This window comes from Candidatus Sulfidibacterium hydrothermale, from assembly GCF_020149915.1.
Taxonomy (GTDB): domain Bacteria; phylum Bacteroidota; class Bacteroidia; order Bacteroidales; family F082; genus Sulfidibacterium; species Sulfidibacterium hydrothermale.
The window spans coordinates 1,877,222-1,891,541 of sequence record NZ_CP083760.1; the positions used below are offsets into that span (position 1 = coordinate 1,877,222).

Here is a 14,320-nt window from a genome sequence, read left to right on the forward strand (position 1 = left end):
AAATAATTTACTCTGCCATTTCGTTTGAAATGGAAAAACCATTAAAAATTTTAATGTTATGATGTACAACGAAAACAAGAATGAAGAGAAGATGGAACAGACTGAAAAACAGGAACGTACAGGGACATTTTTTCGTTTTGAAGATTTACGAATTTACCATAAGTCGCTGGATTACATTACCTGGTTGCAGGATGTAACTTCGTTGTTTCCGGAAAGTGATAAAACGCAATTTGCCGTTCGGTTTAATGATGCTGCCCGTAATATCGCGCTTTATATTGCTGAGGGCTCGGCCCGCAACAAAACGCAGTTTATTTATTATTTGCGTATGGCCAAAAGCGCCATCCGTCAATGTATGGTTTACACCACACTGGCTTACGGACTGAACATGATGAGCGAATCGCATGAAGAAGAATCCAGGACACAACTGATGGAAATGACCAAAATGGTGGGTGCTTTGATTTCTTCGCTTCAACGTTCGTTAAACAATCACAATAACGGATATCACAACAATCACAATAATCATAACGGAAACGGTCATTACAACAATGATCCGGTACCGCATGATCCGAATTATCTTCCGGAAGATTAAAATCATATTGTTATTTATTTTCGGCTTACGGGTTTCCGTAAGCCGATTTTTCATCTAACCTTTAAAAACCTGGACATTATGGCTGTATTAAAACCTTTCAAAGGACTGAGACCTCCCAAAGACCTTGCTGAAAAAGTGGCTTCCCGTCCTTATGATGTACTCAATTCACGCGAAGCCCGTGAAGAAGCAAAAGGAAATCCGTATTCACTCCTCCATATCATCAAGCCGGAAATTGATTTGCCGGAAGAGATTAGTCTTTATGACGAATCGGTTTACCAGAAAGCAAAAGAAAATTTCGAAAAGTTTAAAGCCAACGGATGGCTAAAACCCGACGATGAAGAATATCTCTACATTTATGCCCAAACCATGAACGGGAAAACCCAGTATGGGATCGTGGGTTGCGCCAGTGTGGACGATTATCTGAACAACGTCATTAAGAAACACGAGCTGACACGGAAAGATAAAGAGGAAGACCGGATGAAACATGTGCGGGTAACCAACGCCAATATGGAACCGGTATTTTTTACCTATCCGGCCCTTCCGGAAGTGGACCAAATCGTTGCCGATTTTGTGAAAAATCATGAACCGGAATACAATTTTACCGCCGAAGATGGTTTCGGACACCATTTCTGGGTTATCAAAGACAAAGATTTGATTAACCGCATCGTCGAGCTTTTCGCCACATTGCCGTCAACATACGTGGCTGATGGTCACCACCGTACCGCTGCAGCAGCGCTGGTGGGAGCCGAAAAACGAAAAGCCAATCCCAACCATACCGGCAAAGAAGAATACAACTATTTCCTTGCAGTTCATTTTCCGGCAGATCAGCTGACCATCATCGATTACAACCGGGTGATCAAAGATCTGAACGGAATGACCAAAGAAGAGCTGCTCGAAAAGCTGGCGCATTCGTTCAACATCCGCGAGGTAGGAGAGGAAGCTTACCGTCCGCAAAGTCTGCACAATTTTTCCATGTACCTTGACGGAAAATGGTATTCGTTGACCGCCAAAAACGGCACTTATGACGATAACGATCCTATTGGCGTGCTGGACGTTACCATTCTGACCAATGAAGTGCTGGAACCGTTGTTCGGAATCAAAGATCTGCGTACCGACAAAAGAATTGATTTTGTCGGCGGAATTCGCGGACTGGGTGAATTGAAAAAACGGGTGGATAGTGGTGAAATGGCCGTTGCTTTTGCCCTTTATCCGGTAAGCATGGATCAATTGATCCGTATTGCCGACAGTGGTAAAATCATGCCTCCCAAAACGACCTGGTTTGAGCCCAAATTGCGTTCCGGTTTGATCGTACACGAACTGGATTAATTCAAAAATCTTACGTACAAAAAAACGCCGTTGGAATGAGTTTTCCAAGGGCGTTTTTCTTTGAAAAAGCGTTATGGCACCGGTTTAATCATCGTCTACCGTCCAACTGTAAACCATTGAAGCATCGCCGGTAAATTGTTTTTCCCGGTCAATGTCGGTCTGGGCTTCGAATTCGGGGCCGAAGCGTTCGAAAGCGCTGAGAAAACCAAAGTCTTTGTCCGGAATTTTTTCCAGAATCTTTCCAACCATCGAAAGCGATTTCTTGGCAATGACAAGCCAGGGAGTCCCGGCGGTTCCGACAATATCAGAAACAATTCCCAGCGCATCACCGGCAATACCGGTTTTCAGGTCTTCCAGAATTTGTCCGAGGTCGCGCGTGGCTTTACGGCTGTGGCGCAGGTAAAACTGAACGTTCAGCTCACGGTCTTTGGGCATCTCGCGGCTCAGTACAAATAATCCTTCCGAACCGGGTTGGTCCGGTACGTCAAAATGATACACGTTATCGTGCCGGTGGGTCAGCAGAAAAGGCTGCTGCGGCAGGGTGGAAATAATCATTTTGTCATTGTCTTCGGGATGTTCGGCCACAACAACAAAATACAAATGCCAGCGTTTACGCGGACGATAGATTTTCACTTCGTCAATTTCAAGTCTGATTTTTGTCATGATTTGATTTTTAAAGGGTTGCATGTAAAACTACTATAAATTACGGCCCCGGACAAACTTTTTTCGAAAAAATGTTAAAAATTCAAAATATTTCGTTAATTCGCAATCGTTTTTACCGGAAAAAGAATTTTTTTAAAAGTTTTTCCCTATCATTGTAAAAAAGAAAAAGGAGCAGAATGAAGGATAAGGTAGTGGTGATTACTGGAGCAAGTTCCGGGATTGGTAAAGCTTTGGCATATACCTTCTCCCGTAAGGGATCTTCGGTGTTTTTAGGCGCCCGCAATGTGGAAGCATTGAAAAAGATTACGGATGAGATTGTTGCCGAAGGAGGAAAAGCCGCTTTTGCACCTTTAGATGTCACTGACGAAGCAGCTTGCAAGGATTTTATTTTGAAAGCACACGACACTTTTGGAAAAATTGACGTGCTTATCAATAATGCCGGAATTTCCATGCGGGCTTTGTTTGCAGACACCACACCTGACGTATTAAAAAAAGTGATGGATGTTAATTTTTGGGGAACGGTGTATTGCACCAAGTATGCTTTGCCTTTTCTGCTTGAAACCAAAGGTTCGGTTGTTGCCGTTTCGTCGGTAGCCGGCATCAAAGGGCTCCCCGGAAGAACCGGTTATTCGGCTTCTAAATTTGCGATCCATGGCTTTATGGAGAGTCTGCGTATCGAAAATTTAAAAACGGGACTTCATGTTTTAATGGCATATCCCGGATTTACGGCTTCCAACATCCGAAATACCGCGCTGACAGCCGATGGCTCACAGCAGGGAAAATCACCGTTGGAAGAAGGGAAGATTATGCCTGCCGAAGAAGTGGCTGAACACATCTACCGGGCAGTGAAAAAAAGAAAACGATCGATGGTGTTGACTTCAGAAGGAAAACTGACAGTGCTCCTGAGTAAATTTTTTACCGGATTTCTGGATAAGCTGGTGTATAATCACATGGCCAAAGAACCGGATTCACCATTTAAATAATTGAAGATAAATAAAAGAACAAAATATAAACGATTAAAATTTTATTGAAATGATAAGCTCTTATGAAATAATTCCCAAAAAAGGACTGGGTGACCTGACGTTCGGAATGGACATGGAAAAAGTGGTTTCTGCCCTGGGTGAGCCTGAGGAAGTAGACAACTTTGAAGGAGATGAGGAACTGAATGCCGTACTCTTACACTATCAGAATAAAGGATTTTCTGTCTTTTTTGAAGGATTGACCCGCCAGGTAGTAGCCGGCATCGAAACCAGTCATCCGGATGCCACTTTGTTTGGTGAGAAAATTATCGGAATGACTGAAGAAGAAGCCGTTGACCTCATGAAACGCAACGGAATACCCGATTATGATAAAGAAACCGAAGAAGGCGAAACCCGTCTCTCTTTTGAAGAAGTAATGGTGGATTTTTACATGCGTGACGGGAAAGTGGCCTTCGTCAACTGGGATGTTATTGTTGACGAAGAAGGCAATGTGACGGATTTGTAAAAAACCGCGCCATTCTTCCCGGTCTTTTCAAAAAGATAAAATCCGGCAGGGTTTTGTTTTAACTGCCGGTATTACTGTGTAGCAAAAACAGTTGTTCACAGTAAAAAATTTAATTGTTAGCCTGTAATTGTTCCTATATGCCATTTAAACTGATTTCGGAATATCAGCCTACAGGCGACCAGCCGGAAGCCATTCAGCAACTGACGGAAGGCTTGAATCGCGGAGATGCGGCGCAAGTATTGCTCGGCGTAACCGGTTCGGGCAAAACGTTTACCATTGCGAATGTCCTGGCCCGCGTAAACCGGCCGGCATTGATTCTGAGCCATAACAAAACGCTGGCAGCTCAGCTTTATGGTGAGTTCAAGCAGTTTTTCCCGGAAAACCGGGTGGAATATTTTGTTTCTTATTACGATTATTACCAGCCGGAAGCTTATATTCCGGTAACCAATACCTACATCGAAAAAGATCTCTCCATCAATGAAGAAATTGAAAAACTGCGGCTAAGCGCCACATCCGCTTTGCTATCAGGCCGCCGGGATGTCATTGTGGTCAGTTCGGTTTCTTGTATTTATGGCATTGGTAATCCGGATGATTTCTCCAGTAATGTTATTGCACTCCAAAGCGGACAGGCTTTGAGCCGGCAGAAATTGTTAAACGACCTGGTGAATGCGTTATATTCCAGAACGCAAACCGAACTGGGACGGGGAAACTTCCGCGTAAAAGGCGATACGGTCGATATCTTTCCGGCGTATGCCGATCACGCAGTTCGTGTGATCTTTTGGGGAAATGAAATTGATGTGCTGGAAACCATTGATCCGCTTTCCGGAAAACGGATCTCAAAAGAAAACTCCGTAACCATTTATCCGGCCAATATTTTTGTTACCACACGGGATAAAATGACCGAAGCCATTCAGGAGATTCAGCTGGATATGCAAAAACAGGTGGAATATTTCCGCGAAATAGGAAAGCATCAGGAAGCCAAACGGCTGGAAGACCGCGTAACTTATGATGTGGAGATGTTGCGCGAATTGGGATATTGCTCCGGCATTGAAAATTATTCACGATACTTTGACGGACGAAAACCGGGTTCACGTCCCTTTTGTCTGCTGGATTATTTTCCGGACGATTTTATCACCATTATTGATGAAAGTCATGTGACCATTCCGCAAATCAGGGCCATGTATGGCGGCGACCGCTCGCGTAAACAAAACCTGGTGGAATACGGATTTCGGCTTCCCTCGGCCATGGATAACCGGCCGTTGAAATTCGATGAGTTTGAACAGCTTACCGGACAAACCATTTATGTCAGTGCCACACCGGCCGAATATGAGCTGCAAAAAGCTGAAGGCGTGGTGGTGGAACAAATTATTCGTCCGACCGGTTTACTGGAACCGGAAATAGAGGTTCGTCCCAGCCTGAACCAAATGGACGATCTGTTGGATGAAATAGAAAAAACCATTCAAAAAAATCAACGGGTACTGGTAACCACCTTAACCAAAAGAATGGCCGAGGAACTTTCGAAATATCTGTTGGATCTGAACATAAAAACCCGGTATATCCACTCGGATGTCGATACGCTGGACCGGATTGAAATCATGCGGGACCTGCGTCTTGGGAAAATAGATGTGTTAGTAGGAGTGAACCTGCTGCGTGAAGGACTGGACTTGCCCGAAGTGTCGCTGGTAGCAATTTTGGATGCCGACAAAGAGGGCTTTTTGCGTTCAGAACGCTCGTTAACCCAAACAGCCGGACGGGCAGCCCGGAATTTGGACAGTAAAGTTATTTTCTATGCCGATACCATCACCGGCTCCATGCAACGGACCATTGAAGAAACCAACCGGAAAAGAGAGAAACAACTGGCTTACAATGCAGAACACGGCATTACCCCCAAGCAGATCATTAAGTCAACCGATTCTATCCTCGGGCAAACCGTTGTAGCAGACAGCAAAAAAGAAACCGAAAAATTTTATGTGGAAAAAGAACCGGATGTGGCTGCCGATCCGGTGGTGCAGTATATGAGTGCCGATGCGGTCAGAAAATCCATTGAAAAAAACCGGAAAGAGATGCAGAAAGCAGCCCGCGAATTGGATTTTATTGAAGCAGCCCGCTTGCGCGACGAAGTAAAAAGCCTGGAAAAACTATTATCTACCATGGAATGAGTTTCCCCGGCATAAAAAAAACCTGAAAGGCTTTCCTTTCAGGTTTTTTATTTTATAAAACAGAAAATAATTCCGATCGGTATTATTCGGTTACTTCCACTACGACTTCGTCACTCTGCCAGAGGCCGTGTTTGGTACAAAAAGCCATGGCTGTAAGTTTCATATTTCTTGTAGGTACAATGTAAAAGTCAACTTCTACGTGTCCGGGTTGATTGCCAAGAGCGCCCGGAACAAAAGTAGCCTGTGCCAGGTTGTTTTCTCCATTCCAGAGTTGAACCCAGGCAATATAATGATCAAAATCATCCGGGTGCGGATATTCATCCCCCAATTTTACCGTTACTTTAAATTTTTCCCCTTTTTTGGCTGTTTTTTCGCAATGAATAAAGGGTGAATGACGGTCAATGTAATCTCTTTTTGCTTCGCGGTCAATGGTCGAAATGTCGACATATCTGTTAATTTTCATGGTTGTATTATTTAAAATGATTATTAATAAGGCAAAAGTATAAAAAATATGATAGGAAAACCGATTTACTTAATCTTTTTTAACATTTTCCTGAACCGATTCAGTATCAGCTTGTTCCGAATCAAGTCCCAAATCAGAAGCCAGTTTTTGCTGCAGCGTGGAAGGTTCGATGTTATGACGGATGTTGCCGCCGGTACAATACGAAATATTACCGGTTTCTTCGGATACCACAATGGCAATGGCATCGGATATTTCAGTAAGACCGACTGCTGCACGGTGCCGCAGTCCGGCATAACGGGGCAGTTTCTTTTTGGAAACCGGCAACACACAGCCAGCCGCTTTTATCCGGTTTTGGGTGATGATCATCGCCCCATCGTGTAATGGGCTGTTTTTAAAAAAGATGTTTTCAATAAGCGGACTGCTGATCACAGCATCAATAATCACCCCGGTGTTCACCACCTGTTGTAATTCATTTTGCCGTGTAATCACAATCAATGCCCCCTGCTTGATATTGCTCATGTGCCGGCAAGCCACCACCACCGGATTGGTATCGGTTTCGTACGACGATTCAAACCAGTTGGATAAAAAAGCAAAATGTTTTCCATACTTTCCAAGAAACGACGGGGTACCCAATGCCAACAGAAACTGCCGGATTTCCGGTTGAAAAATAATGAGAAACGCAATAATTCCCACACTGATAAATGCACCAAGAATATCTGACAGCAGTTGCATCTTTAGTGCAGCAGTAATTTTCCAGAGCACAAAGATGGCTACAATCCCCAGAAAGATATTAATGGCTGCGGTGCCCTTCAGCAACTTGTACAGCATAAAGAGTAAAACCGCCACCAAAAAGATGTCGACCAGGTCAAGAATACGAATGTGGATAAAAATTGCTTCCAAATTTAAACGCTTTTACGGGGTAAAATTAATACGAATTGCCCGAATTCCCAAAGTTACGGTAAAATTCAACCAGTCGGACAACTTCAACTGCTTCTTTTACATCGTGTACACGCAAAATATTGGCCCCGTTGAGTAACGCCAGGGTATGCAATGTTGTAGTACCGTTCAATGCTTCCTCCGGTTGGGTTTGCAGTACTTTATTGATCATCGACTTCCGCGAAATTCCCGCCAGGATCGGAAGATTTCCTACTCTGACATCGCCGAGTTGTGCCAGCAACCGGTAATTGGCTTCCAGGGTTTTGCCAAAGCCAAAACCGGGATCCAAAATAATATTTTCCACGCCTTGTTCTCGTAACTGTTGCACACGACCGGAAAAGAAAGTACTTACTTTTTCAACAATCGTCTGACGCGGGACAGGATGCTGTTGCATGGTTTGCGGTGTGCCGTGGATATGCATAAGAATATAAGGAACATTAAGCCGGGCGATCGTGCTGAACATATTGGTATCCATGGTTCCACCGGAAATATCATTAACAATATGCGCTCCCGTTTCAACAGCTTCTTTTGCTACACCGGAACGAAAAGTATCAATGGAAAACAGCGCCTCCGGAAAATGAGCAACCAGTTTCTCCAGTACCGGTAACAATCGTCTTTTCTCTTCTTCTTCATCCACTTCCGGTGCTCCCGGGCGGGTGGAAACGGCACCAATATCAATTATATCAGCACCATCCTTCAGCATTTCTTCCGCATGATACAGTCCTTGTTCCCCATCAATATATTTTCCGCCATCAAAGAAAGAATCGGGGGTAAGGTTTAAAATTCCCATGATTTTCGGACGGGAAAAATCAATGATTTTTTCTCCTGCCCGGATCTTTTGTATTGCCGGAAAAAAAGTATCTTTATTGCCCATAAAAAAAGACCATTTTACCGTGTCAAAAGTAGGGAATTATTAAACGTAATTTATGGAAAACAAAACAGCGCAGCAGTTTGAAACCATCATGCAGCAATGTGTGGATGTTTTTGAGAAAAAGATGAAAGATTACGGGTCAGCCTGGCGGATCTTACGAACTTCCAGCCTTACTGACCAGATTTATATTAAAGCCAAAAGGATTCGCAGCATTCAACTGAAAGGTGAACAAAAAATAAAAGAAGGAATCGTTCCCGAATTTATCGGTATTGTCAATTATTCGGTCATGGCCCTGATTCAACTGGAAAAAGGAGTAGCCGACAGCCCGGATCTGGACGAAGAAACTGCCCGCAAATTATTCCGGAAATATCTCGAGAAAGCACGCGATTTGATGTTAAATAAAAACCACGACTATGGCGAAGCCTGGCGAAATATGCGTATTTCTTCTTTAACCGATATCATTTTAATGAAACTCCTTCGCATCAAACAAATCGAAAATAACGAAGGAAAAACAATGGTTTCGGAAGGACTGGATGCCAATTATTACGACATCATCAATTATTCTGTTTTTGCACTCATTAAAATTTTACTGGAAGGTGAGCAGGAATAAAGCCAGACGTTTTGTTTATGTTTTAATGAATATTGTCCGAATAGTGCTCGGACTGGTTTTTCTGTTTTCTTCGGTAGTAAAAGGTATTGATCCGGTAGGCACTTCATACCGCGTTCAGGATTATCTTCAGGTATACGGGTGGACGGCATTGCTGCCTTATGCCATGGAAATTACTTTCTTGATTATCCTGTCGGAGTTTTTATTGGCCATTGGATTTTTGTTTCGTCTTTTTATCCGGACAGCGGCGAAAGCCATGTTGCTGATGCTGTTGTTCTTTTTAGTGGTCACCTGGTTCGATGCACGGTATAATATGGTTCCTGATTGTGGTTGCTTTGGCGATGCGGTTAAGCTAACCAACTGGGAAACTTTTTATAAAAATGTGGCGCTGCTTTTTCTGAATGTCGTATTCCTTTTTTGGGGAAGCAAAGACCAGAAAAGCAAGAGGACAAAAGGCCGGCAGGCCGTGATCCTTGTTCTCTTCGGAATGGGTTTTTTAGGATTTATGGGCTATAATCTTTACCATCTTCCGGTAATAGATTTCCGCGCATGGAAAACAGGCCGGGATATGACGGTTGTTCCGCAAAATCCTAAGCGTTACGTGGTTTATGAAAATAAAAAAACCGGACAACAAAAAACTTTTCTTTTTCCGGATTACCCTTGGAAAGACACGGCCTGGATGGCACGATGGAAATTTGTAAAACAGTACACTTTTCAACCGGTCATCAACAAAAAGTATAACCTGGTTATAGAAGATGCAGCCGGCAACGATTGTTCGCGCAAAATCATCGAATATCCCGGATATCGTTTCCTTCTTGTATCATACAATTTAGACAAAGCCAATCAAAAGGGGTGGAACAAAGCGGCTGAAATTGCCCGTTTTCTGAAAAAGAAAAAAATTTCCATGGTGCTCCTGACGGCTACCAGCAGAGAAGAAGCACTCCAAAAAGAGAAAAGGTCAGGGGTTCGTTTTCCGGTTTATCTGGCAGATGAAACCGATCTGAAAGCCATGATACGCTCCAATCCGGGACTGATTTTGCTACATCATGGAGTTATCCTGAAGAAATGGGATTTTCATGACTTTCCGGATACCCTTCAATTGAAAAAAATCTTAGTTTCACCGGCTGAATAGGAGAGAAGATGTTACACTATATCGTTAAAAGGTTGTTTTACGGAATTCTGGTGTTGTGGGGAGTGGTAACATTGGTGTTTCTGTTATTCAACCTGCTGCCGGGCGATGCTTCGCGTATGTTGCTCGGGCAACGGGCTGACATTTCGTCGGTAGAAGCCATCCGCAAAGATTTAGGCTTGGACAAACCCCTTTATATCCAGTATCTTAATTTCCTGAATGACTTATCACCCCTTTCCGTTCACAATGCCGACAATCCGAAAAGCTATTGGTATCTGAATCGAAATAAATATCCGTCTGCCCATATCTTACTGCATTTTAAACACGATGTACTGGTATTGAAACCTCCTTATCTCCGCCGTTCATACCAAAGTAAAAGAGAAGTGTCTGCCATTATTGCAGAAGCCTTTCCCAAAACATTTCTGCTGGCCGCCGCCGCCATCTTCATGGCGCTGTTTCTGGGCATTTTACTGGGAATACCAGCTGCTCTATACAAAGACAGTGCTTACGACCGGTTTATGATGGTATTCTCATCATTGGGAATGTCGGTTCCTTCGTTTTTTGCTGCTATTCTGATTGCCTGGCTGTTTGGTTTTGTGTGGGAAAAATATACCGGACTTCCCATGTTCGGAAGTCTATATTCCGTTGACAATTATACCGGAGAAGTTTACCTTAACCTTCGTAATTTAATTTTACCGGCAATTACGCTGGGAATAAGACCTTTAGCCATTGTGATTAGTCTTACCCGCAGTGCTTTGCTGGACGAGTTATCGAAGGATTATATCCGGACAGCTTATGCCAAAGGGCTGCGACCGGTTCGGGTGATATTTAAACACGCCATGCGCAATGCGTTAAACCCGGTGATTACAGCCATCACCGGATGGTTTGCTTCTCTTTTGGCCGGAGCCGTATTTGTGGAATATGTTTTTGACTGGAAAGGAATCGGGCTGGTCATTGTGGACGGACTGGAAAAATATGATCTTCCCGTAATCATGGGCGTGGTACTTTTTATCGCCGTTATTCTGATTTTGACGAATATTTTTGTGGATATCCTTTATGCGCTTTTGGATCCGCGGGTGCGTCTGAGTTGATCAAAACAGAAAAATTGCCACTGCGCACAGAAGAGAAAGGTATTTTTACAAGCTGGTTTTTTTTAACAAGATAAAGGATTTTTCCATCGACAGACAGGGCAGGATTCTTTATCGGAACAGAGAATGAAAATATTTCTCTTTTGTACGTGTTATCTCCTGTTACCGACATGAAAACAAAGCGAATTCCTTGCTGGCTAACGTACAAAATACGATAGCTGTCCGGTGTCCAGCAAACTTTTCCAAAAACATTTTCGGAAAGCGTATCTACTGTTTCTCCATACCAATTCATGCATTTCAAATATTGCCGGCCATTTTCAGCATGCACGATGTAGGCAATTTTTTTACCATCCGGAGAGAAAACCGGAAAACGGCAATTGCCCTTTTCTGTGGTTAGGCGGTTAATGTTTCCGTAAATAAAATCATAGCTATAAATTTGCCAATAGCCGGTACGGTCATCGTAACCAGAGAAAATCACAAGATGCCGGGATGGGGTAAAGGAAGCTTCACGAGAGACTACTTTGTACGGTATTAAACTCTTTTGCCTTTTTGTTTGAATATCAAAATATTGTAATCGGCTATCCAGCTGATGCCCGACATCATAAACCAAAGCTTTTTTCCCGGGAACCCATACCGGATGTTGAGGAGATGAATGATGAATCGGTAACCGGACAACCGAATCGGTTGCCGGATAGAAAAGCATAATGCGGCTGTCTGCCGAATCGCTGCTGCACTGAAACAGAATTCCGTTTTTTGAAACGGAAGGAAAATCCTGATGACAGAAACTTCCGGTTTGTGCCCATGCCGTAAGCGGGGCAAAAAGCCAAAAGCTCCACAAGAAAATGGAATATAGAAAGAATGAAATATGGTGTGCTCTGATGTTCAAGATTGTTCTGTTGATATGGCTGCAAAAGTAACAAACAGGAGCGTTGTTTTACTGCCGTGTTGTCTAATTTTTATTTGATGTGCTGATGATATTTTCGTTTTATTATCCGGTTTCCATTGAGTTCATGATGTGTTAAATACTTTATGAAGTAAAAAGATAATGTTCGGAAAGAACTTCCATTGTGGGCGGGTCCGCCCGGATTCTTTATAAGGGCGGACAAACGCACGGACTATCCGCACCATTTTCCGAAGAAATTCCTACGGAGCCTGCGCAGACAAAATCACAAAAGGGAAACCCCAAAAGACAAAAAAATAAATCACAAACGAAATATCAAAAAACAAATTCCCCCAAAAAACCAAATGCCAAACACGGACGAGATGTGGTGTATTGGAGTCCCGGTAGGGACGACTTATTACCAATGACTCTGAATTTATTCAGAGGCCGGTATTCAACCCCTTCGGGGTTATGATTCTCTGGTGGATTTATTTCCCTGCACTTCGTACAGGGTTATTCCCGTTTAATCCCTCCGGGATTAGCTACAAACACGAGAAAAAGATTGGGCTAATTTTAAGTACTTTACACTTCAAGTGCCTAAAGTTAGAAATCCCAAAAAACAAAAAGACAAATGACAAACGAAACTCCAAAAACTAAACAATAAACAATTGATAATCTAATATTCGTCGTTTAAGCGTTCGTTTGAAAGATGAATTCTCGGTTTCGTTTGCATCAAACACGGAAGATGTGATACTTGGAGTCCCGTAGGGACGACTTATTACCATTGACTCTGAATTTATTCAGAGGCCGGTATTCAACCCTTTCGGGATTTCGAAAAGCTGTCTTGGGAAAAAAGAAAAACAATAATGGATATTATGACGCAAACCTTTTTTTATCAAACAGATGGTATCGTGACAAAATAGGAATTTGCTGCAATGTCAAAATTTCATGGCATAAAAATTGATATAAAAGGCAGGGCATAAAACATTTTTTTTACTTTTGTGCTCCCAAAAAGAAGAGAAGTTCTTTGACAAATTGGGGCTGACTGGTTTTGACAGCATGAGAATGAATATGTAAGCATGCCGGGCAAGGTAACAAGACCCGTAAAACCTGGTTACAAATTTTTTAATTGGCGAAACTAATTACGCTCTCGCAGCCTAATCGAAGCACAGTAGATAGGCTTAATCCTCTGTCAAGGTTACAGGGGACGAGACGGCTCGCAGGTGGAGATGTCTGATTCCGGCCTGGTAACGAGTCGCAAGGAACTTCAGACTGGTTTTGGCTATGCCTCGGAGCCAAAACGAGATTTTAGAGGCTAAGGCAATATCTTGGGTGTTTGTCCCCGTGTATTGCCCGACAATCAAAGACAAACTAAGCATGTAGAAAGCATATTGATTCAATGTATGGACGAGGGTTCGAATCCCTCCAGCTCCACGGAATTGGATGTTAGATGTTTGGATGGATGATGGATGATGTTTGGGTAGATGATGGAAGATGTTTGGATGTAAGAGGATGTAGTATGTGAGAGATGGGCAGAAACATAATTCCCAGCGCTGAAAAACTGGATTTTTTTACTTTTGAAGAAAAATATATCCGTGGATAAAAACGAATTAATCGAAAGAAATAAACGTTTTGCCATTAAGTGTGTTCAGCTTGCTGAAAGTCTGCCCAATACAAAACTTGGAAATCATATCAGAGATCAATTGATTCGGTGTTCTACTTCAATTGCTGCCAATTACAGAGCTTCAAAATTGGCTCAGTCAAGAGCTGCTTTTATTGCAAAACTTAGTATTGTAATTGAAGAAGCAGATGAAGCTGAGTTTTGGATAGATTTGGGGTGTGAATTTGATTTATTTGAACATACGAAGGCAAAGGAGCTGATAAAAGAAGCTCATGAATTAGCATCCATTTATATTGCTACACGGAATACATTACGTAATAAAAAATAATATAAGTTAGTAGCGCTTAAACAAATAAACATTTAAATAAAAACATCCAACATCTAAAATCAAACATTGAACATTATTATTGGTCCCGTAGTTCAACGGATAGAATGTCAGATTCCGGTTCTGATGATCTGGGTTCGAATCCCGGCGGGATCACAACCTAAAAAAGCGACTTGAT

General features: G+C 42.7%; 14 protein-coding genes, 1 tRNA gene and 1 other RNA gene. 11 read left to right on the plus strand and 5 right to left on the minus strand.

Annotated elements, in window-relative coordinates; translation table 11 throughout:
* Window positions 1–58 precede the first annotated feature (58 nt).
* Together LA303_RS07390 and LA303_RS07395 are read left to right on the plus strand one after the other, a co-directional pair.
* Window positions 59–589 (plus strand): four helix bundle protein, encoded by a 531-nt coding sequence (locus LA303_RS07390; RefSeq protein ID WP_240524649.1) that lies wholly within the window; start codon window positions 59–61, stop codon window positions 587–589.
* 78 nt (window positions 590–667) lie between these two features.
* Window positions 668–1,915 (plus strand): DUF1015 domain-containing protein, encoded by a 1,248-nt coding sequence (locus LA303_RS07395; RefSeq protein WP_240524650.1) that lies wholly within the window; start codon window positions 668–670, stop codon window positions 1,913–1,915.
* Between the two features lie 84 nt (window positions 1,916–1,999).
* On the opposite strand, the gene LA303_RS07400 is transcribed toward LA303_RS07395, so the two are convergent.
* On the minus strand, window positions 2,000–2,578 hold the full coding sequence (locus tag LA303_RS07400; RefSeq protein WP_240524651.1) for a hypothetical protein: 579 nt from the start codon (window positions 2,576–2,578) through the stop codon (window positions 2,000–2,002).
* 176 nt (window positions 2,579–2,754) lie between these two features.
* Between LA303_RS07400 and LA303_RS07405 the strand changes: the two genes are divergently transcribed.
* From LA303_RS07405 to uvrB, 3 genes are all read left to right on the plus strand, one after another.
* Window positions 2,755–3,561: an SDR family oxidoreductase gene (locus tag LA303_RS07405; RefSeq protein ID WP_240524652.1), complete on the plus strand. Its 807-nt coding sequence runs from the start codon at window positions 2,755–2,757 to the stop codon at window positions 3,559–3,561.
* 49 nt (window positions 3,562–3,610) lie between these two features.
* Window positions 3,611–4,063: a hypothetical protein gene (locus LA303_RS07410; protein ID WP_240524653.1), complete on the plus strand. Its 453-nt coding sequence runs from the start codon at window positions 3,611–3,613 to the stop codon at window positions 4,061–4,063.
* A gap of 137 nt (window positions 4,064–4,200) precedes the next feature.
* Window positions 4,201–6,222: an excinuclease ABC subunit UvrB gene (gene uvrB, locus LA303_RS07415; protein ID WP_240524654.1), complete on the plus strand. Its 2,022-nt coding sequence runs from the start codon at window positions 4,201–4,203 to the stop codon at window positions 6,220–6,222.
* Window positions 6,223–6,304: 82 nt separating this feature from the next.
* Here the strand turns inward: uvrB and LA303_RS07420 are convergent, their stop codons facing one another.
* The 3 genes from LA303_RS07420 to folP all read right to left on the minus strand — a co-directional run bounded on the left by LA303_RS07420 (window position 6,305) and on the right by folP (window position 8,495).
* Window positions 6,305–6,685 (minus strand): class II SORL domain-containing protein, encoded by a 381-nt coding sequence (locus tag LA303_RS07420; RefSeq protein WP_240524655.1) that lies wholly within the window; start codon window positions 6,683–6,685, stop codon window positions 6,305–6,307.
* Between the two features lie 69 nt (window positions 6,686–6,754).
* On the minus strand, window positions 6,755–7,585 hold the full coding sequence (cdaA, locus tag LA303_RS07425; protein ID WP_240524656.1) for a diadenylate cyclase CdaA: 831 nt from the start codon (window positions 7,583–7,585) through the stop codon (window positions 6,755–6,757).
* Window positions 7,586–7,610: 25 nt separating this feature from the next.
* On the minus strand, window positions 7,611–8,495 hold the full coding sequence (gene folP, locus LA303_RS07430) for a dihydropteroate synthase (RefSeq protein WP_240524657.1): 885 nt from the start codon (window positions 8,493–8,495) through the stop codon (window positions 7,611–7,613).
* A gap of 52 nt (window positions 8,496–8,547) precedes the next feature.
* Between folP and LA303_RS07435 the strand changes: the two genes are divergently transcribed.
* The 3 genes from LA303_RS07435 to LA303_RS07445 are packed head-to-tail and all read left to right on the plus strand — an operon-like array spanning window position 8,548 to window position 11,319.
* Window positions 8,548–9,102: a DUF1599 domain-containing protein gene (locus tag LA303_RS07435; RefSeq protein WP_240524658.1), complete on the plus strand. Its 555-nt coding sequence runs from the start codon at window positions 8,548–8,550 to the stop codon at window positions 9,100–9,102.
* Window positions 9,089–10,231: a BT_3928 family protein gene (locus LA303_RS07440; protein ID WP_240524659.1), complete on the plus strand. Its 1,143-nt coding sequence runs from the start codon at window positions 9,089–9,091 to the stop codon at window positions 10,229–10,231. Before LA303_RS07435 ends, LA303_RS07440 begins: the two co-directional genes overlap by 14 nt.
* An 8-nt stretch (window positions 10,232–10,239) precedes the next feature.
* On the plus strand, window positions 10,240–11,319 hold the full coding sequence (locus LA303_RS07445) for an ABC transporter permease (RefSeq protein ID WP_240524660.1): 1,080 nt from the start codon (window positions 10,240–10,242) through the stop codon (window positions 11,317–11,319).
* On the opposite strand, the gene LA303_RS07450 is transcribed toward LA303_RS07445, so the two are convergent.
* A complete protein-coding gene (locus tag LA303_RS07450) occupies window positions 11,246–12,202 on the minus strand; it encodes a TolB family protein (RefSeq protein ID WP_240524661.1) in 957 nt (318 codons plus the stop codon). The two genes, LA303_RS07445 and LA303_RS07450, sit on opposite strands and share 74 nt — an antisense overlap.
* A gap of 1,031 nt (window positions 12,203–13,233) precedes the next feature.
* On the opposite strand from LA303_RS07450, the gene ssrA reads away from it, so the two are divergent.
* The 3 genes from ssrA (at window position 13,234) to LA303_RS07465 (ending at window position 14,298) form a co-directional block, all read left to right on the plus strand.
* Window positions 13,234–13,633: a transfer-messenger RNA gene (gene ssrA, locus LA303_RS07455) on the plus strand.
* 158 nt (window positions 13,634–13,791) lie between these two features.
* The gene (locus LA303_RS07460) at window positions 13,792–14,145 is read left to right on the plus strand and encodes a four helix bundle protein (RefSeq protein WP_240524662.1); all 354 of its coding nucleotides are present in this window, start codon (window positions 13,792–13,794) and stop codon (window positions 14,143–14,145) included.
* An 81-nt stretch (window positions 14,146–14,226) separates the two neighbouring features.
* A tRNA-Arg gene (locus LA303_RS07465) sits at window positions 14,227–14,298 on the plus strand.
* Window positions 14,299–14,320 lie beyond the last annotated feature (22 nt).